The 18,744-nt window shown below is 44.3% G+C and carries 16 protein-coding genes; 8 read left to right on the top strand and 8 right to left on the bottom strand.

The annotated features are described in order from the left end of the window. Nucleotides 1-83: 83 nt before the first annotated feature. The 3 genes from RIE73_RS21585 to RIE73_RS21595 are packed head-to-tail and all read left to right on the top strand — an operon-like array spanning nt 84 to nt 3,361. Nucleotides 84-1,934, top strand: coding sequence for an N-6 DNA methylase (locus RIE73_RS21585; protein WP_446403139.1), 1,851 nt, complete (start codon nt 84-86; stop codon nt 1,932-1,934). Further along, nucleotides 1,934-2,116, top strand: coding sequence for a type II toxin-antitoxin system HicB family antitoxin (locus tag RIE73_RS21590; protein ID WP_446403140.1), 183 nt, complete (start codon nt 1,934-1,936; stop codon nt 2,114-2,116). The genes RIE73_RS21585 and RIE73_RS21590 overlap by 1 nt, the downstream gene beginning before the upstream one ends. A gap of 3 nt (nt 2,117-2,119) precedes the next feature. Next, nucleotides 2,120-3,361, top strand: coding sequence for a type ISP restriction/modification enzyme (locus RIE73_RS21595; RefSeq protein ID WP_446403141.1), 1,242 nt, complete (start codon nt 2,120-2,122; stop codon nt 3,359-3,361). A gap of 41 nt (nt 3,362-3,402) precedes the next feature. Here RIE73_RS21595 and RIE73_RS21600 read toward each other — a convergent pair whose 3' ends face one another. Continuing rightward, nucleotides 3,403-3,603: a hypothetical protein gene (locus RIE73_RS21600; RefSeq protein WP_446403142.1), complete on the bottom strand. Its 201-nt coding sequence runs from the start codon at nt 3,601-3,603 to the stop codon at nt 3,403-3,405. 213 nt (nt 3,604-3,816) lie between these two features. On the opposite strand from RIE73_RS21600, the gene RIE73_RS21605 reads away from it, so the two are divergent. Beyond that, on the top strand, nt 3,817-4,824 hold the full coding sequence (locus RIE73_RS21605; RefSeq protein ID WP_446403143.1) for a hypothetical protein: 1,008 nt from the start codon (nt 3,817-3,819) through the stop codon (nt 4,822-4,824). 481 nt (nt 4,825-5,305) lie between these two features. Here RIE73_RS21605 and RIE73_RS21610 read toward each other — a convergent pair whose 3' ends face one another. The 5 genes from RIE73_RS21610 to RIE73_RS21630 all read right to left on the bottom strand — a co-directional run bounded on the left by RIE73_RS21610 (nt 5,306) and on the right by RIE73_RS21630 (nt 13,947). Beyond that, the gene (locus RIE73_RS21610; RefSeq protein WP_446403144.1) at nt 5,306-10,243 is read right to left on the bottom strand and encodes a WD40 domain-containing protein; all 4,938 of its coding nucleotides are present in this window, start codon (nt 10,241-10,243) and stop codon (nt 5,306-5,308) included. Further along, a complete protein-coding gene (locus RIE73_RS21615) occupies nt 10,240-11,655 on the bottom strand; it encodes a P-loop NTPase fold protein (protein ID WP_446399005.1) in 1,416 nt (471 codons plus the stop codon). The genes RIE73_RS21610 and RIE73_RS21615 overlap by 4 nt, the downstream gene beginning before the upstream one ends. A 249-nt stretch (nt 11,656-11,904) precedes the next feature. Beyond that, nucleotides 11,905-12,483 (bottom strand): Npun_F5749 family FMN-dependent PPOX-type flavoprotein, encoded by a 579-nt coding sequence (locus RIE73_RS21620; protein ID WP_446403189.1) that lies wholly within the window; start codon nt 12,481-12,483, stop codon nt 11,905-11,907. 121 nt (nt 12,484-12,604) lie between these two features. Next, the gene (locus tag RIE73_RS21625; RefSeq protein ID WP_446403145.1) at nt 12,605-13,420 is read right to left on the bottom strand and encodes an alpha/beta fold hydrolase; all 816 of its coding nucleotides are present in this window, start codon (nt 13,418-13,420) and stop codon (nt 12,605-12,607) included. A 71-nt stretch (nt 13,421-13,491) separates the two neighbouring features. Further along, nucleotides 13,492-13,947 carry an NUDIX hydrolase gene (locus RIE73_RS21630; RefSeq protein ID WP_446403146.1) on the bottom strand — a complete coding sequence of 152 codons (456 nt, stop codon included), beginning with the start codon at nt 13,945-13,947 and terminating at the stop codon, nt 13,492-13,494. Between the two features lie 254 nt (nt 13,948-14,201). Between RIE73_RS21630 and RIE73_RS21635 the strand changes: the two genes are divergently transcribed. Further along, the gene (locus RIE73_RS21635) at nt 14,202-14,405 is read left to right on the top strand and encodes a hypothetical protein (protein ID WP_446403147.1); all 204 of its coding nucleotides are present in this window, start codon (nt 14,202-14,204) and stop codon (nt 14,403-14,405) included. Between the two features lie 85 nt (nt 14,406-14,490). On the opposite strand, the gene RIE73_RS21640 is transcribed toward RIE73_RS21635, so the two are convergent. Next, on the bottom strand, nt 14,491-15,315 hold the full coding sequence (locus RIE73_RS21640; protein WP_446403148.1) for a hypothetical protein: 825 nt from the start codon (nt 15,313-15,315) through the stop codon (nt 14,491-14,493). A gap of 423 nt (nt 15,316-15,738) precedes the next feature. Here RIE73_RS21640 and RIE73_RS21645 point away from each other — a divergent pair, with 423 nt between their 5' ends. From RIE73_RS21645 to RIE73_RS21655, 3 genes are read left to right on the top strand one after another with little or no spacing between them, the layout of a single operon-like run. Beyond that, entirely contained in the window at nt 15,739-16,620 is an 882-nt protein-coding gene (locus tag RIE73_RS21645) for an OmpA family protein (RefSeq protein ID WP_446403149.1), read from the top strand. Between the two features lie 49 nt (nt 16,621-16,669). After that, a complete protein-coding gene (gene fmt / locus RIE73_RS21650) occupies nt 16,670-17,677 on the top strand; it encodes a methionyl-tRNA formyltransferase (protein ID WP_446403190.1) in 1,008 nt (335 codons plus the stop codon). After that, on the top strand, nt 17,678-17,908 hold the full coding sequence (locus RIE73_RS21655) for a hypothetical protein (protein WP_446403150.1): 231 nt from the start codon (nt 17,678-17,680) through the stop codon (nt 17,906-17,908). It abuts the gene before it with no gap. Nucleotides 17,909-18,067: 159 nt separating this feature from the next. On the opposite strand, the gene RIE73_RS21660 is transcribed toward RIE73_RS21655, so the two are convergent. Continuing rightward, on the bottom strand, nt 18,068-18,529 hold the full coding sequence (locus RIE73_RS21660; RefSeq protein ID WP_446403151.1) for a pentapeptide repeat-containing protein: 462 nt from the start codon (nt 18,527-18,529) through the stop codon (nt 18,068-18,070). Nucleotides 18,530-18,744 lie beyond the last annotated feature (215 nt).

Here is an 18,744-nt window from a genome sequence, read left to right on the forward strand (position 1 = left end):
CGCCACTAGGATTTATCTACTATAGAGACAGAACCTAGTGCATCTCTACAAGATTTTACCCGTCCTACTAAAGTTAAAGTACCATGCCCTCTGTCTCCTTTGACTCTTATCTCAAATCCATTCAAAAAAACCGACAAAAAGGAAGTGAACGCAGTCATTACCCCGCCTTAAAAGCCTTACTCGATGATCCGGCTAATGGAATTGATGCCGTTATTGAAGAAAAAGGCAACAAAGCCGGGATTCCCGATTTTACGGTAAAGCGGCGAGACTTGCTGGTGGGTTATGTAGAAGCTAAAGATGTGGGGTCAAATCTCAATTCCATTGAAAAAACTGAGCAATTGCAGCGTTATCTAGAATCGTTCCCCAATTTGGTGTTAACTAATTATCTAGAGTTTCGCTGGTATGTCAATGGTAAGCGCCGACTGAAGCAAGTATTAGCTGATATTAACGACAGTACACTACAAGTCAAGAATACGGAAAAGATTGCCGCCCTGTTGGAGCAGTTTCTCAATTATACAGGGGATATTATCAGCAATCCTGAAAACTTAGCCCAACAGATGGCAAGGTTAACTAAGGCAATTCGGTTAGCAACTCTAACCGCTCTAAGCCAGGAGAAAAATAAGGGAGAATTACATCAATTAAAGCAGGGATTTAGTGAAGTATTACTCCCCCAATTAACCGATCCTGACTTTGCCGATATGTATGCTCAGACGATATCTTATGGACTATTTGCGGCACGAGTCGGTCATGCCCAAAATCCAGGAGGTGAGGGGTTTACCCGTCGCACGGCTGGCACCTATATTCCGGCTACGAATCCATTTTTAAAGCGGTTATTTAATACGATTGTGGAAACCGATGCCGTCAGTCAGATTGATTGGGCTATTGATGATTTAGTGCAATTGCTGGCTCAGGTGGATATGAGTAGTATTCTCGAAAAATTTGGGCAGCGCACTCGCCAAGATGATCCAGTTGTGCATTTTTACGAGACATTTCTGGCGGCGTATAACAAAGCCTTGCGAAAAAGTCGGGGGGTTTATTACACACCGGAACCTGTGGTATCGTTTATTGTCCGTTCCGTTGATGCGATTCTCAAAGAGCGGTTTGATTTGCCGTTAGGTTTAGCCGATAATGCCAAAGATCCGAAAACCCAGAAGCCGAGAGTGCAAATTCTTGATCCGGCAACGGGTACGGGTACATTTTTATATGAGGTAATTAAGCAAATTTATTGCAATCTGGAAGACATTGGCATGGCGAACCAGTGGGATAGCTATGTGGAAGATAATTTACTAAATCGCTTGTTTGGCTTTGAGTTATTGATGGCACCTTATGCGATTGCTCACCTCAAGCTAGGGCTAGCACTGCAAGAATTGGGGTATCAATTTAAGGGGAAACAGCGATTAGGGATTTATTTGACCAATACACTGGATGAGGCACTGAAAAAGTCAGAGATTTTGTTTGGACAGTTTGTGGCACAGGAAGCCAATGAAGCCTCGACGGTGAAGCGAGATGTGCCTGTAATGGTGGTGTTAGGAAATCCACCCTATTCTGGACATTCCGCTAATAAGAGTGAGTGGATTGCTGGATTGGTTCACGATTATTACTATGTGGATGGTGTGCTATTAGGTGAAAAGAATCCTAAATGGCTGCAAGATGATTATGTAAAATTTATTCGGTTTGGGCAATGGCGAATTGATCGCACAGGTTCCGGGATTATGGCATTGATTACGAATCATGGCTATTTAGATAATCCCACATTTCGGGGAATGCGCCAGAGTTTAGAGAAGACGTTTGACGAGATTTACCTTATGGATTTACATGGTAATAGTAAGAAAAAAGAAGTGGCTCCCGATGGTTCACCGGATAAAAATGTATTTGATATCCAACAAGGAGTAGCAGTAGCTATTATGGTGAAATATCCCCAGGAGAAACCCTGATGAAATGGCGTGTAGTGCTTGAAATCGATGCAGAAACGGGAGATTGGGCGGTTTGGTGTCCAGAATTGCCCGGTTGTGTTTCGGCGGGAGAAACCGAAGCCGAAGCCTTAGAGAATATTCGTGACGCGATCGCACTCTATCTTGAACCTAATCCGATAGAGTTAAAATATGGAGTGAAGTAATTTATGACTAAGATTTATCATGCTGATCTCTGGGGTTCACGGGAAGATAAATATCGCTATCTTCAGGAACATGATGTCACCACAGTTAAATGGGCAGAAATCTTTCCTCAGTCACCCTTCTATCTTTTCACCCCTCAAGACAAAGATTTGCGTAAAGAGTACGAATTCGGTTGGAAAATCACAGCAATTATGCCTATCAACACCCTGGGTTTTCAAACTCATAGGGATCATTTTGCAATTGATTTTGATCGTGAAAATCTGTATCAAAGATTAAAGGTATTTAGAGATCTTAGTCAATCGGATGATAAAATTAGACATAAATATGAACTAAAAGATAATAGAGATTGGCAAGTTGAAGATGCACGAAAAAAACTTAGTCTTGATAATAATTGGGAAAAATCGCTAATTATTTGCCTTTATCGTCCTTTTGATTGGCGACCTTGCTACTTTAGTACAGTTGCAATGGATTACCCCAGATCTATATTGCAGAAGAATATGACCATGGAGAATTTGTCATTGCTTTGTTCAAGACAACAAGCTACTCCTGGTTTTCATCATGTTTGGTGTGCAGATACTCCAGCTAATGACTGTGTAATATCGACAACTAGCAGAGAGGCTAATCAGGTTTTCCCTCTCTACATCTATCCCGATACTCAAAACAACCAAGGTAGTTTATTTGTTGAAAAATCTCCTAATTTATCTTCAGATTTCATTACCGCCATTCGAGAAAAACTTGGCTACATCCCCACCCCAGAAGCCATCTTTTACTACATCTACGCCATCTTCCACAGCCCCACTTATCGCCAACGCTATGCTGAATTTCTCAAAATTGACTTTCCCCGTGTCCCCTTAACCAGCAATGATAAACTCTTCAAAGACTTGGGAACAAAAGGTCAAGAGTTAGTCGATCTACACCTGATGAAATCCAAGAAACTCAATAAACTCATTACCAAAATAGGTGGTGATGGTGACAATGCTGTTACCCAAGTCACCTACCAACCCAAAGAACAGTGTGTTTACATCAACAAAAGCCGCTATTTTGAAGGCATTGCTCCCGATGTGTGGGAATTTAAGATTGGGGGTTATCAAGTGTTAAGCAAATGGCTGAAAGACCGCAAGAAAGCTAAACGCACCTTATCCTTTGATGAACTGTTGCACTATCAAAAAGTCGTGGTTGCCCTCAAAGAAACCATGCAACTCATGGAAGACATTGATCAATTAATTCCCAGTTTTCCAATTGAGTAGAATTGGATCAACTAAGCCATGCTAAAAGTAGCATCATTACCTCAATCTTGCCAATTATAGGCATCCCGAAAAACAGCTTGTTTGGCAGATTCTATATCCTTATCTGTGATCTCAATATCTTTCCATAATCCTTTTAAATGGGTTGGACGCTTGGTATTCTGCACTTGATGAGCCACGAGTTTCCTTAAAGCTTCTAATTCTTGTTGAATGGCTTCAATGCGTGCTAAAACATATTCACTCATTAATTAATATCTCCTCGTGTTTAAAAGTAAACGGATGCCGTTTCACCAAAACGCGATCGCGCTTTTTACTCCCTCTGTGCTAACTGTTACTAACCTCTAGACTTATCTACCTGTTCTGAGCATCCTGCCATTTCTATCCTACTGCCCCAATCAGATTTGAGTCAATTGAAGGACTTGGGTTAATTGTGACACAGCCAAAAGGTCAGTTGGTAGATGCGCGATCGCACGACAGCAACAAACCCCCTGATTTATACCCATTTTTGCTCAAACTGCACCCTTGGACAATTTTCGTCGGGTAGCATAGCTGTACTACCTTACCCAAGATTTGCTGCAACAGGCGAATTTGATCAGTTTCGCCATGCGGGTTATACCTCACCTGCACCGACAACGAATGGTCAACCCTCTGAAGATAGAACGCTTGATGCTTATCATAGCCGCATCTCTTTTGACTTTGGTGTCTCTAAGCTACGGAAGTATCTGAATGGCTGGAGACTCGCCCAGCTTACCCATACTTATACGGTTGACTATTTACTTGAATTAGAAAATTTGTACAAGAAAATATTTCCGGGACGTTCCTTTGCTGGTTTAGAGGCGATGCCCGGAGTGGATACTCCTACTCCAGAAGATTACTACTTTTTAATCAGTGATGGTAATCGCACGTATGATATTACCGAAATGTCGGGTGGAGAGCAATCTATTTTTCCCATTCTCTATGAATTTGTCCAAAAACAAATTGCTTATTCAGTGGTTTTAGCCGCTCATTTAATCGCTGATTATTCGGCTGCCAGAATCGCTTTGTCACAATCTGCAATTAAAAAACCCAAACAACTGAGAAATTATTGGCATTCTACGACTGGAAGAAAGCATCCATTTCCTGATAGCTTAACTGAAGCGGACTGCTATGCTGGAATTCGTAGCTGTGTACAAGATTATAATAGGATTCAAACGGTTAGCGAAGAAGATGTCTTGACAACATTTCAGCAAATACTACCGACTTGCCGATCAGGTGGTGTCAGATTCCAGCACTATCTAACCTTTTTCTCAGGTAAAGACTTACTCTGCGGGATGGAACGAGTTGGAGCCAGATTTATACGTGGAACAGCCTGGGATTTTTGCAATGTTTTGGTCGAACGCATTGCTAACTCGAAAGAGGATATTTGGAATTGGTTACCTGAGTGGCAACAACTTCGGAACTTGGTGATACAGCGCTTTGCGCTGTAATAAAGTACGGTAGATCAAAGTCCCCCTTTTTAAGGGGGATTTAGGGGGATCGACAATGTACCGCATAGCAGAGCAAACTGCTGTAACTACAAGGTTATAGATAATCTATTGCGTATATTTGGTCATAAACGATATCAGGACATGAAGCTCCTGGCTTTTCACGGGAAACCTAGAAACTTGCATCGGGGCGAGTTTAGTTAAAGAAAGGGTACAACCGAAAAGATAGTAGTGAAAGTGAGTCCCTACACCATCTGCCACTCTCCTACTCAAAATATAAGTAGTCAGACGTGAAAACTAAGGTTAATTATGATATAACCAAAAGGTCAGTTAGTAGATGCGCGATCGCACGACAGCAGCCAACGCCAGGAAATAAATTGACGGAACCTAAAGCTCAAGTAAGAATGGAGCTTACTGGGTAAGTCTTTCAACCCGTTTTAACGGGTTTAAGCTTTAAGAGGAAAACTTTAGTTCTAGGCTTACTTTATGGCGAAGACTTCTGAGAACTAATTCCGTCGCACAGATCGCGATCGCTCTCGTCAAGACTAGGGTTATTCTGGAGATAATCCCGTAGGCGATCGCAACTACGCTCAATGAGCTGATTGGGCTGCAAAAGCTCCACATTCCACAGAATCACGGTGTTATCATCAATCGCCGAGGCAATGAGTTGACTCTCAGATTTAAATCTCACCTGCCAATCCAAATCCCTTGGTTCTGAGAGGGTATGAAGCAACTCACCGTCTCGATTCCAGAGTTTGACGGTTTTGTCTTTACTCATTGTGGCAATAATCTTACCATTGGGGCTGAACGCTACTCCGTTAACCTCAGCGGTATGACCGTCTAAGGTTTCTAGTAACTTGCCTTCTCGATTCCAGAGTCTAGCTGTCTTGTCTTTACCCACTGTGGCAATAATATTACCATCTCGGCTGAACGCTATTCCGGTAACTTCACCACTATGTCCGTTTAAGGTTTCCAGTGACTCACCTTCTAGATTCCAGAGTATACCCTCGTCATCCCAACTCGCCGTAGCAATCAGTGTACCGTCTCGGTTAAACGCTATTCCCTGAACCTGATCCCGATGCCCTTTCAAGGTATCTACCGAAGTGCCATCGAGTTTCCAGAATTTGACAGTCTTATCCTTATTCGCCGTGGCGAGGATTTGGTTATCGGGGCTAAAAGCGAGGCTGTTAATCTCCTCCGTCTGTCCGACTAGAGTGGCTAGAGGAGTGCCGTCAGCCTGCCAAATTTTTACAGTATTGTCGAAACTTGCTGTGGCTATGAGTGTACCATCGGGGCTAAAAACCACTTTGTAGACGCCCGACTGATGCCCTTTTAGAGTTTTTTCCAAAGTGCCATTGCCATCCGTTTTCCAAACTTTGACAGTGCCGTCTTCACTCGCTGTCGCAATCCTCTGATTATCCAGACTGAAATCTATACTATAGATCTCCTCAGAATGATTTTTGAGGATTCTTTTGTTCAAGCTCTTATCTCGCTTCCAGAGTTTGACCGTGTTGTCTTGACTTGCTGTGGCGATCATCTCACCATCTGGGCTAAAATCTACGCCAAAAACTCCATCGGTATGCCCTTCCAGGGTTTCCAGTAAGATGCCATCTGTTGTACTCCAGAGTTTAATTTTCTGATCCCAACTTGTCGTCGCAATTCTCTTACCATCCGGGCTAAAATCGACTCTGATCACCCGATCTCTATGACCGTTGAGCGTATGAAGTAATCTACCATTAATTGTCCAGAGTTTCGCTGTATTATCCCGACTTACAGAGGCAATCATTTGACCATCGGGACTAAATGCCACTCCAAAAACGCGATCGCTATGGCTTTTGTCTTCTGCTAAGGTTTCATCTTTTAGGGTACGGAATGATTTGTCATCCGTCGTTCTCCAAAGTTTGACTGTCCCATCCCAACTCGCTGAAGCAATGATCTGACCATTGGGACTGAAGGCTACTCCGTCAATTACATTTTCATGTCCTTTCAGAGTATTTAGTAATTTCCCATCTTTAGTTCTCCACAGTTTGATGGTTTTATTCCCACTTGTTGTGGCAATAATCTGACCATCGGGGCTAAAAGCGACACCAAAAACTCCCTCCTTATGCCCTTTCAAAGTACGTAATAGGATGCCATCTAACGTCCAGAGTTTGACTGTATTGTCAAAACTTGCCGTGGCAATCATTTGACCATCGGGACTGAAAGCTAAGCTATTAATTTTATCCTGATGCCTTTTATTCTTCTGCCCCTTTATGGTACGAATCAACTTACCATCAAGCTGCCAAAGTTTGACTGTATGGTCAAAACTTGCTGTGGCGATGGTCTTACCATCCGGGCTGAAAGCAACTTGGATGACTGCATCCTTATGACCTTCGAGACTGTTGTATTCTTGATACTCTTTAAATCCCGAAACTGCCCGTTGTAGTATCTGTTCAACGTCACGCTTTATTTCGGCTTTGGATTGACCTAACTTTGGCAAGCTTTGCCATGCAGTTATCGCTTCTTTTAGTGCATCCAGTTCTTGGTTATTGGTAAAGAGTGTTTCTGATTTTTCAATAGTCTGTTCAATTTCAGCTATTTGTTTTTGTCGCCACAATCCCCCTAAAAAGAAAAGCCCCAATCCCCCTAGGAAGAAGAGGACAAGAAAAGAGATCAAGCCTGTTGCCATTAGTCTTCGCTGAAATCGCACTTTTTGCTGCAAAACTGTATTAAGCTGGGCTTGAGTGCGTTCTAGCTTCCTCCGTTCTTGCTCTCGTTCTTCTCGCTCTGTTTGAATTTCACTTAATAAACCAGCAATTTTTTGTTTGCGGACAAAGGAAGCTAAATAGTCATGAACTAGCTGATAATATTGAGTGGAATGGAGTCGCAACATTACCACTAATCCTGATTCCACTAGAATACTTAATACTACACTTAGTTGATCTGCTTCTGCTGTACCGCTTCCTAAAAATAGCTCTTTCTTTAGATTACTTAAAGTTTTTAGGGGATGCGAGTCATCCTCATCAGTTAACAAATTAAACACCCCTTTCCTTAAGTCATCAATAGTTTTTAGGGGTCGAGGATTATGCTCATCGGTCAACAAAAACAGGACTAATTCAGCAATACTCTCGTTTTCCCGTCCACAGTCTTTAATTACATCTTCTAAGTAGCGCTGCACCAGTTTGCCTTTGTATTTAGGCTTCTGATACTTAGCTAGAGTTGTGATGTCATAAGTACAGAGTTGAGCGCCCATAATCTGTAACTCAATTGGACGAACTTCTCCAAGGGGTTCATTATGATCTAGCTCCTTCACCAGTTCATCAATTAAAGCTTCCTCCATATAAAACTGAGAACTTTGGGTCAGCTTCAGAAAAATAGACTTGGTTTCTGGCGGCGAAAAGTTACCAACATAGTAAAGAATATTTTTAGATAAAATATCATTATTGATTGCGTCAATAGGATGCTTACGAGACCCTTGCAACAATAAGTGCAGATAATCTTCCCGTAAAGAAATAACGACTTTTACAGACGAACAATTTAAGCAATCTCGCAAAAACTCAAAAAAATCTTGACATTCCCTAGGATTGGAGCAAACAAAGAAAAACTCTTCAAGTTGGTCAAAAATAAGAACAGTAAGCAAATTACTCTGTTCATTGTCTTGGAGTTGTTCAAGAAGTTCGACTGGCGATCCCCCATGTTCTGCACTCAGCCTAGTTTTAACTCCTGCTACTACCAAAGCCCTAGCGATACGTTTTCCTAATTCTCTCTGCCAATTGGTATAAGTTCTCAACGTAACAGGTAAAACCTTGCGAGTACCAATCATCGTCTGTTTGAGGGCAGGAACTAACCCAGCTTCCACCATTGAACTTTTACCCACCCCTGACGGACCATAAATGATAATAAGTTTGTGACAGGTGTCGCCAATCCACTCAATTAGCTTTTTAATATTTTTATCTCGACCAGAAGCGAAAATTTCCTCGGCAACAGAGGGCAAATTTTGATATTGATTTAGCGCCAGCTTTGCTTGTCGTTCGGCTTTTAATTGTCCCGCGCCGATGAATGCCCGGAAACCAAATTGATGCTCAATTGAGTAGCGATATTTTTTAACCTGAAACGCTTCTAAATACTGACCTTGATCAAAGTATAATGAGCGTAATTCCTCAAGCATCTGAATGTAGAGTTGTGGATTTTCTCCCGCATCGCTTGCCTTGGCTTTTTCTAAGCAACTAATGGCTTCCTCAAGCTGTCCCATCTGCCGCAAGCTTCGTGCCAGAATCAGAAGATACCAACATTGATCCTGGTGCTGTTCAGCAGGGAGAGTATCCAGAATGTGTAGTGATTTCTCTGCTAACTCTTTTGCCTGAGCCGAATTTTGCCTTTGTAGAGCAACGTGCGCCAAAAATCCATAATCTTGAGCAAGCTGCACGCTTGTACCATGGGTTTCATGTAATCGCTGGGATTTTCCCGCTAATGTTTGGAGTTCATCCCATTGTTTCAAATATTGCAGGACTTTGCATAACTGATTGATAAACCGAGCAACTAAATCGCCACGTTGTACCTGCTCAAAAAGATGCAAACAGTCTTCAAAATTAGATCGCGCCGTCTGCCAATACTCAAAACGTTTGGAGCGCTCCAGTTGCGCCTGACGCTCATGACACAACCCGATATAAAACAGTAATACTGCCTGTCGCAGCCGATGATTATTTTGTTGCCAAAATGAAAGGCTTGTTTTATACTCAGATATAGCCTTGTCTAGGCGATCATTTGCGTAGTCATCTCGACCCCGAACAAATTGTAAGCAAGCTTCTAAATCTGGAGTTAATGTCTGATTACAATAGTCTAAATCTCTCAACGCGGCATCCAGTTCCCAGGGATAGCGGGAACCGAAAATTGTCTCATTACTCAGAAAACTCTCGGCACCCTTATCCAAAACCGAGGCAAATAGGCGATCGCTTTCTTGTCGCAGCACCTTCAGCAGCTCATCGGTAGCGATTGCAAATCCTGTGTGCTTTGCCCAACTTTCGATATCAGGGACTAACCGAATCAATTTTGGCACGATCTGATCATTCACCCAGAGGATTAGCGGGAAGGGACAATACTTGCGAAACTCTTCCCGCACTCGGTTCATTGAAATCAGTAGAGCATCAATATCCTGAACTGACTCTAAGCCTAAAACCATAACCGCCGCAGGTTTTTCTTCTGCCAACTCCTGTTGAATGTGGGAGTAGAGTTGATTCACATCGGGTTGGAGAATAATTTCTCGGATCTCAACGGAGCAGATTTGGTGAAGTTGCTGCACCAGCCGCTTCCTTAAATTAGTGTAGTTGCAGCGAGCCAACATCAGGGAAAATCGCCCTTGAGACATGGTAATTGCCCAAGCGAGTTCCTGCAAAGACTTTTGATTATTGACCTCCGGTTGTGCTGAACAAGACAGTTGGCTCATTGCTTCAATTCCTCCGCATCTGCCAAAATTGGATTGATCGCAAACCAAGACCCTTCTTTGTCGCAATATTCATACACGAACATGCTGCGAATCAGCGTTTCGTATCCATCATCACCCGCCGTTTTTTTCTCTTGCACAACTCGGCGCAGTAAGTCCCACTCATCATCTGTGACTGCTAATTTCCGCCCGTTGCGAACTTCTTGAATCACCTCTTCCAAACTGTTACGGGAAATAGGTAATCCCATCTCCTTTTGGATAGAGTTGTTCAACAGCCGTAGCAAATTCCGCACATGACCACCACTGATCCGACATAAATGATCTAACGTCTCTGGCGGATCAAAAATTTCGCTAATTTTGCTCAGACGTTGCTCCTGATCCAGAGCGGGGAATGCCCTTGCTAATACCATCTGTCTTAGCAATTTCATCCCCTGTTCACATTCACTCCCATCACGCAACTGCACCTGCACCATTGGTAATACCTTCGGGTGGTTAAATCGCTGAAGCAACGCGCCAAATTCATTGGAGAACCTCAACCCTAGGGGTAAAGTATAAATCAAATGGCAGTTGAGTCCACGTAACTGCTCACCTCGATCGACAAACAGATAGGCTTGCTGGGAACGTCCCCAAGGTTTGGCTGTACTATCCACTTTGTCAAGATCATCAACAATGACCACCAGTCCTGTTTTACCGCACTTTTTCAGTTGCTCAATACCAGGTTCTAGCAGTTCAGTGTTAATGGCTTCGATAATTCCATTGGTGCGTGCTTCGAGATACCCCCTTAACTTATTGCGGAACTCAGGACTGGCTTTGGCTCTAGCCGTAATTTTGCCCAGTAATGGAGCGACTAGGGAGAACCCTTCTTCCTTACCCACCTGAATTTCGCCTATCCCAGGAATACCCAAGTTCACGGAGAAATCCCCCTCTGTGCTGGCTGTAATTTCACCTACGCCAGGAATTTGCTTTTCCACAGAAAGCTCAATCTCGGTTTGTAACAGCGTCGCCACTTTCTTGAGAATATCCTGGGTAGTTGTGGTTTGATTCTGTTGAAATTGGTCTAGGCTTTCACTCACCTGAGCCGCGATCGCCAGCAAAATATCGCTGACATCCACATCTGCCATTTCCAGGTTTTGATCAGAGTCAAAGTAAACGACATGAAATCCTTGCTGCTCCAATTCGGCTTTGAGTTGGAGTAATTCCGTAGACTTGCCACAACCAAGATGTCCAGTAAATAGCTGGCAAGTGGGTTTCTCCGGCGATAAAATAGCGATCAGATTTTTCAACTCTTTGATGATCTGTCCGCCACGTACTGACGAGAAATCGATATAATAGTTTTGGTCTTCTTGAGACTTGTCTACAAATAAGGGTTTGTCGGGGTTTGTAGCTTGAAAAATTTTCTGTAAATCCAACGTCATGATAAAATCAATTCATCTTATTCGGGACGATCTGTCTTGGGGGAATACACTGACATACTAACTGAAATAGTTAAGTTCCGGATTCTCTGTCATTTTTTTTAATAAAGATCTATCTCAACTGATCATTGACAATAATGATGTCTATATACTATCGTTGAGCAAATCTACATCAATATCGGCTAAATAAGACTCCAGTTTGTAGCGAATTTATTGCATAATAATTAACAAATAGCTACAATTCTTAAAGATTCAGGGATTGATCGCTTGCTGGCTCCATTGGCGATCGCACTCTTGAGTATAACGCCATCGGTTTTGCGGATCACCACGTAATTCCAGGTGATCCACCTGTATCGGTTCGAGTAATAGGAGACAGAAATTAGGTAACGGTTGCTCCGGATCAGGTGGCGGTTGGGAAAATGCCTGATCCCCCTCTACTCTGGGTTCACCCGGATTCGACCAAGCAAATTGCACACGCGCTGCATCAGAAAGCCCTTGCCAAGTTGTTTGACGCTCATTTTTTAGGGTCAATTCGGGATAATCTTCTCCTACTAGAATAAGCTGACCTTTTAACCGAAATTGTTCGCGAGTCTTGGGAAAATACCAGCAGATTTCTGCCTCAGGATTATGATTAATTTGATTAACTTTCTGACTGCGAGCATCGGTAATGATTTTTAAGTAATTATCGAAAAAGCCACGAAAGACAACGGTGCGATTAGCCGGATACCCATCTGGACGAACAGTTGCCAGTTGAAAGTAGCGAGCATCTGGTAAGCTGCGGTTGCGGTGAAGGGCGCGAGATAGGGGAACTCGCCAAGGAGCAACTGATATCATGTCTGGTGAAATACTTAGGGGTTGCTGAATAAGTGTTGGGGTAGGGATAGGAAGCTGGGGAAGCTGGGGAAGTCATGGTACATTGTTTTTAATTTATGGCTGAGTCAATTTTATTGATTCATGTTTGATATTTAACAAAATAATCAATATGCTGAGCAACGATTCCCGGTACGGTTTGGGCTATGTCATTTCCGGCTTGGTCAATCATCTGTAATTTAGTATTGGGACTATGATTGGCATAAGTTTGAGCATGGTTAATCACCTCAAGGGAGTCTTGTCTTCCTTGAAGAATTAATGTAGGGATGTCTAAGTCGGGTAAATGTTCGTGTAATAATTCGGCTTGAATTTCCAGCCGCCGTCGCCGGAACAACAATTGGCAAGCTGTCGGGGATTGCAGCAATTGTTGTCGCTGTTTTAACGCTCTCTCAATATCCTTGTGACGCCCAAACAGCCGTGCTAGAGGTAAGAGCGATCGCAGAATAGTATAGGCAAAGGGGGGACGCCCGACTAACCACCTCAGCCACTGCCAATTTTTCCAGTTTCCATCCCCTCGAATGCCTTCCGGCGCTAATAACACCAGTCCCTGAACCTGTTCAGGGTGACGCAACGCATAACTAGCAGCAATCCAAGCGCCTAAGGAATGACCAACCAGATAGACTTGGGGGAGGTGTAACGCCTCGATGAAGTTGAACAAACACTCAACCTCGACCTGAATCGAGTAGTGTAGTTTAGGCGTTTGTGAGTCACCAAATCCCAATAAGTCAAGGGCAAAGCAATGATAATCTTGATGCAGGTACTCGATCAAGGGTAGCCACTGACTACTATCGCTCCAAGACCCATGTAAAAATATAAGAGTGGGTCCAGTACCCACTTCACGCCAAAAGACTTGCCCCAAAGGTAGTTGAATGCGGGAATTGCGTAAGGTTAAATTCATCCTAGTTGCTGGGTGTTTCAAAACTTAACACTTAAAGTAGCAGGCTACGTCTAGACGCTCAAAACTGAACATTAGGCAACAGTAGTTTTACCCTCAAAATAGTCCTGCAACTGTCGCCCATGATCATGACTCAGGTTTTCTATGGGAATCGCGGAACGCTCAAAGGCTTGAACTGCCGTAATTTCCCACACATCGTTTATCTGCATTGTTCCCTGAACCTCCGCTTCGACTACAACACAAACCGAATGAATCCTGGGATCGCGATCGGCTGCGGAGTAGATTCCCACCAATCGGCGAATTGCCAGCAACTCTAGTCCCGTTTCCTCTGCTAACTCCCGCCGCACGGTGGTGGGAATGTCTTGACCCCAATCCACCATCCCTCCAGGTAATCCCCATTTTCCGTTATCACGACGCCGAATCAGTACAATTTGTCCATCCGGTAAAACAGGGATAATGCTTGTACCGAGGACTGGATGGCGGAAAATAATCCCCAATACCGTTTGGACAAAATACCAGATACGACCCATGGATTCAGATGGTTATGGAACAAGTCAATCGCTGATGCACCGACTGTTATCATAATCTGATTTTTACCCGTCCAGACATGATGGCTATCATTGAAAACTGCTGCCAAGATACACTAGGATGGGGCAAACTGGGTTGAATAGTGTAACACTGCTAATATAGAAAGCTTACCCACTCCCCGATCGCTTAGGCATGGACGAGGCAGAAAGTGGGGTATTAGGGTCACAGACATATCGTTTTTTATCAAGAGGTCAACATGGCAAAGCGCCGCAATCCCAAAAAAGAAAAGGCGCAACGAAACGAAGCTTACGCTCGTAAGTTCCGAAAAAACAAGACGGGAAATTTTTCCCGAAATCGGCGGTATAACCGACCTCCGAAGGATAATAGCGACTCGGAAAAAAAAGAGGATTCATCAGAGGAGCAAGTCGATTCTAATCGTCAGAACTCGGACTCTAGGTGATCCCCTGGCACTTTCGCTTGAAAGTAGAGGCAATTCATCAATTGCCCCTACAGCTAAGATGGCTTATGCCAACGTTCTTTCCTCTTTACCAACGTGCTTGAGGTCCCGTCCAAACCTGGTTAACCACTTGACCATACACAATCGGTTCATCGTCAAAGGCGAGGTTGGTTTCACCTTGGAAATCAACAGACCACACGGGCCAACGCTCTTGACCCAGTTCACCGACTCGAAACAGAACCTGATCAGGATGGGTTTGACTCCACCCCAATAACACCGCATGGGTATAGTCAATGGGTTCAGGTGCGACAGTATAGGTGCGATTTTTCTGGCGATCCCAAATCACCGCATAATCCGAAGCAAAGGATGTACTGAACAAGCCTTCAAACTGTCGTGCTAAAAGGCGATCGCTAGACGGTGACCAAGACACGGGGATCAACATCGCGAAGGTTCCTGGCATATCCGCATCTTCCTTACTGACTAAGGGATTATCCGATAAGGGAGATGACGCCGTAAGGGTTTGTAAATCTCCAGTCTGCAAATCTTCTAGGAACATCACACTGGTAACTCGGCTGCGATAGAGTTCAGGTTGCCCTTGCATGGAAATGCGACTATAGGCAGCATATTGACCATCTGGAGACACTAATGATTGGCTGCGGTAGTAGCGTAAACCGAAGGTGTCACTTGCCGCTAGTTCCGCTTGGGTTGCCAATACCCAATTCCACGGGACAGGATGAGGACTATCAAGAGGATCAATCTGCTCTATGGTCTCAATCATATCGGGAGCGATTTCTTCAGTCACGTCAAGATGCGCTGGGGGAGAAGACACCGATGGAGGGTCTGTTTCTACAGGAAAATAAGCGGGTTCAGGGGTTTGAACCGATTGAGTTTGGGCAGATACGTTATCAGTCATCAGTAGCCAAGGAGCAAACAGTAAGAGGTATGGTGGGGAACAAAACCATCTGAATAAGCGGACTATTAGTTTGAACATTGATCGGGGTGAGGTTGCTAAACGGCGCGTCTTGTGTGAGGAGCAACGTTTTGTTCTGGGAACTATGGCAACGTTCTATAGTCTATGTATATCAAGCTAAGGCATCCTACAACTCAACCTTTTTACGAAAGTTTTCACTCTTGAGTAGAGGATTGGTGATTAGGGAACAGGGAACCGGGAAATTCTCCGATCACCCCATCTCCCCCATCTTCCCCATCTCCCCCATCTCCCCCATCTCCCCCATCTAATTAGAGGTGGTGACAAACTTCTAACAAATGGCATGATCGAATTAATGGATGTATTGGTGTTATTCTTCTAAGGTCTGAATAAAATTCAGGAAAATCGGTGATTCAATCCGCTCATTCAGCAGATCAAACGACTTCTGCCTCTTTGAGGTCTCAACGCCCTTGGTTTCTCGTTTTTATATTCCGAGTGCTACTATTGGGCGTCAGTGGCGGTTTAGCCTTAATTGTGGGCATTGTCCTTGCCACGTTCTATCCCAGAACTAACCCTGAAAAACCCTTTTTCCTCAAAATGGCAAGCCATTTTGAAGGGCAGATGCCAGTCGTTTCTCCCCATACTACCCCAACATCGATACCAGAACCGACAGGTTCGCCACCTCAACTGACTCCCGTACAGAGACAACAGGTGCAAGCCCGGCTCACTCAACTGCAAGGTCAACTGCAAGCCTTGAGTGAAGGAGTTGCTACCTTAGAAACTCAACTGGGTAATAGTCGCCCCAATGAATCGTTAGAAAAACGCTTACAAGCGATCGCGCTGCAACTTGACGGCGTTCAACCTCCCCCTGAAGAGGCAACATCCAATCGGGAGAATCCGAAGGCTACGGTGGCGACAACCTCGTCGAACTCGTTTCAGTCAACTCAAAAGTTGAAGGTGACGTTACCCAGTGATGTTTTATTTGAGGGCAATAATAGTCTACTGCGTCCAGAGGCGGGCTTGATTTTAGATAAAATTATTGCGGATTTACGTAACTATCCCGCCAGTACCATTCGCATTGCCGCTCATACAGACAGCCAAGGCGAACCTGAGGATAATCGCGAACTATCCTTTCGTCGTGCCAAAGCCGTGGAGCAATATTTCGCGCGTGCTTTGGCAGAGGATTATCGCTGGTTAGTTGTGGGTTATGGTGAAACTCGTCCCCTGGTGGCAAATGATACTGATGCCAACCAGCAGCGCAATCGCCGGATTGCTATTTCTGTTGAGTAAAATTGTTATTCGTCATTTGTCATTCGTCAGTTTTTGCCTGAAAGTTAAGATGAACGTTATTTTCTTTGGTACGCCTCAATTCGCCGTACCCACTTTAGAACGCTTAATCAACCATTCAGACTTTAATGTTCTGGGTGTAGTCACTCAACCCGATAAACGTCGAGGGCGGGGAAATAAACTCTCTCCTTCACCAATAAAAACTCTGGCGCTAACCCATCAACTGCACGTCTGGCAACCCAAACGGGTGAAAAAGCACACAGAAACCCTGAGCCAACTCAACCAAGCTGGGGCAGATGTATTTGTTGTTGTCGCTTATGGGCAGATTCTGTCTCAAGAAATTCTTGATATGCCCAGACTCGGCTGTGTGAATGTCCATGGTTCACTTCTACCGAAATACCGGGGTGCCGCCCCAATCCAATGGTGTTTGTATCATGGCGAAACCGAAACTGGCATTACTACCATGCTTATGGATGCTGGGATGGATACCGGACCCATGTTACTGAAGGCTCACACACCCATTGGGCTATTGGACGATGCCCATCAGTTAGCCGTAAGACTGTCGGATTTGGGGGCGGATTTGTTAATCGAAACGCTGCTGAAGCTCAACCAAGGAGATGTTCAACCCATCGCCCAGGATAATTCCCAAGCTACTTATGCACCCCTGATTCAAAAGTCGGATTATGCTGTAGATTGGTCACGCTCTGCCATAGAAATACATAATCAGATCAGAGGATTTGTTCCCAATTGTGTCGCTTCATTTCGGGATAAATCATTGAAAATCCTGGCAACTACTCCTCTGGGAGAGGCTTATTTTCCCCAATTGCCGACAGATTTAACGATTTCGGAGCAACAGTGGTTGTCTGTAAAGGAAGCCTCTGGGCATCCCGGAGAAGTGGTGAGTATTCTTAAGGGAATCGGATCAATTATTCAAACGGGTGAAGGATTGTTGCTACTGCGCGAAGTTAAGCTAGCGGGTAAACGCGCTCAGTCTGCTTGGGATTTTGCTAATGGTATGCGGGTAGCCGTGGGAGAGGTTTTGGTAGGGGTTGCTGAATAAGTGTTGTGGTGGGGGAAGAGACAGGAGGCAGAAGGCAGAAGGCAGAAGGCAAAAGGCAGAAGGCAGAAGGCAGGAGGCAGAAGGCAGGAGGCAGGAGGCAGAAGGCAGAAGGCAGAAGGCAGAAGGCAGAAGGCAGAAGGCAGAAGGCAGGAGGCAGAAGGCAGAAGGCAGGAGGGAACAGCGAGCATCTTGCTCGCTACTATAGCATTACGGGCATACGTTAGGACATGACTCTGTTGCCTATTGCCTTTTCCCTATTGCCTTTTCACCTAATTTTATTGTCCTAACCTCAATGCGTAGTGCTATAATACCCAATTTAAATGCATTACAGCTTAAAATTTAGGGGCGCAAGCCTTGCGCCCCTACGATTCTAAACCATCAGATTGATGCTTAATACCAATCGGGGACGACTTCTCCCTCGCCTTCACCGCCTACACCGATGCCCGTGTAGAATATATCAGCATCACTAATGGTCATATTCTGCATTGATGCGCCATAGACGTTGGCATCGTAAATCGTGGCTTCTGTAAAATTCACCCGGTTCAAATTCGCTTCTTTCATATCCGCATTGGTGACAAAAGCGCCTGTCAAATTCGCCCCCGCCAAATTTGCCTCGCGTAGATCCGCACCTTCAAGGTTCGCGTGGCTCAGGTTAGCACCTTGCAAATTCGCCTCTCTCAAGTCAGCGCCAATCAGATGGGCACCTTTGAGATCAGCTCCCGATAGATCGCAGTTGGCACAGGCTCCAGTGGATAGTAACTGTTGCACATGAAGTGGATTTTCCGCTTTGACGGAGCTAGCGAACACTAGGGGAGTCAGTAAGGTTATCATTGCTAGAATCTTATGTTTCATAAGTTCCCCCTTTATCTTCAAATTTTTTTCCGTTCTTTACCTCACAGTTCTATTATCTCATTCAATGAGCCGAAATGTAAATTATACCAAGGAGCGATACTATAAATTCAAGGTTTCCTCACAAAATCAATTTCCGGTGAAAAATACTCCTGAAGGATGAAAGGGGTTAGCTTGATGTTTCTGGCTATTCTCTCTAGAGACCTGATCATGCCCTT

It is taken from the genome of Coleofasciculus sp. C1-SOL-03, from assembly GCF_040220555.1.
GTDB lineage: Bacteria > Cyanobacteriota > Cyanobacteriia > Cyanobacteriales > Coleofasciculaceae > Coleofasciculus.

Bases quoted from the DNA above. Each gene is read 5' to 3' on its own strand.
- RIE73_RS21585 (WP_446403139.1), top strand. From the start codon at position 84: ATGCCCTCTGTCTCCTTTGACTCTTATCTCAAATCCATTCAAAAAAAC.
- RIE73_RS21590 (WP_446403140.1), top strand. From the start codon at position 1,934: ATGAAATGGCGTGTAGTGCTTGAAATCGATGCAGAAACGGGAGATTGG.
- RIE73_RS21595 (WP_446403141.1), top strand. From the start codon at position 2,120: ATGACTAAGATTTATCATGCTGATCTCTGGGGTTCACGGGAAGATAAA.
- RIE73_RS21600 (WP_446403142.1), bottom strand. From the start codon at position 3,603: ATGAGTGAATATGTTTTAGCACGCATTGAAGCCATTCAACAAGAATTA.
- RIE73_RS21605 (WP_446403143.1), top strand. From the start codon at position 3,817: ATGCGCGATCGCACGACAGCAACAAACCCCCTGATTTATACCCATTTT.
- RIE73_RS21610 (WP_446403144.1), bottom strand. From the start codon at position 10,243: ATGAGCCAACTGTCTTGTTCAGCACAACCGGAGGTCAATAATCAAAAG.
- RIE73_RS21615 (WP_446399005.1), bottom strand. From the start codon at position 11,655: ATGACGTTGGATTTACAGAAAATTTTTCAAGCTACAAACCCCGACAAA.
- RIE73_RS21625 (WP_446403145.1), bottom strand. From the start codon at position 13,420: ATGAATTTAACCTTACGCAATTCCCGCATTCAACTACCTTTGGGGCAA.
- RIE73_RS21630 (WP_446403146.1), bottom strand. From the start codon at position 13,947: ATGGGTCGTATCTGGTATTTTGTCCAAACGGTATTGGGGATTATTTTC.
- RIE73_RS21635 (WP_446403147.1), top strand. From the start codon at position 14,202: ATGGCAAAGCGCCGCAATCCCAAAAAAGAAAAGGCGCAACGAAACGAA.
- RIE73_RS21640 (WP_446403148.1), bottom strand. From the start codon at position 15,315: ATGACTGATAACGTATCTGCCCAAACTCAATCGGTTCAAACCCCTGAA.
- fmt (WP_446403190.1), top strand. From the start codon at position 16,670: ATGAACGTTATTTTCTTTGGTACGCCTCAATTCGCCGTACCCACTTTA.
- RIE73_RS21660 (WP_446403151.1), bottom strand. From the start codon at position 18,529: ATGAAACATAAGATTCTAGCAATGATAACCTTACTGACTCCCCTAGTG.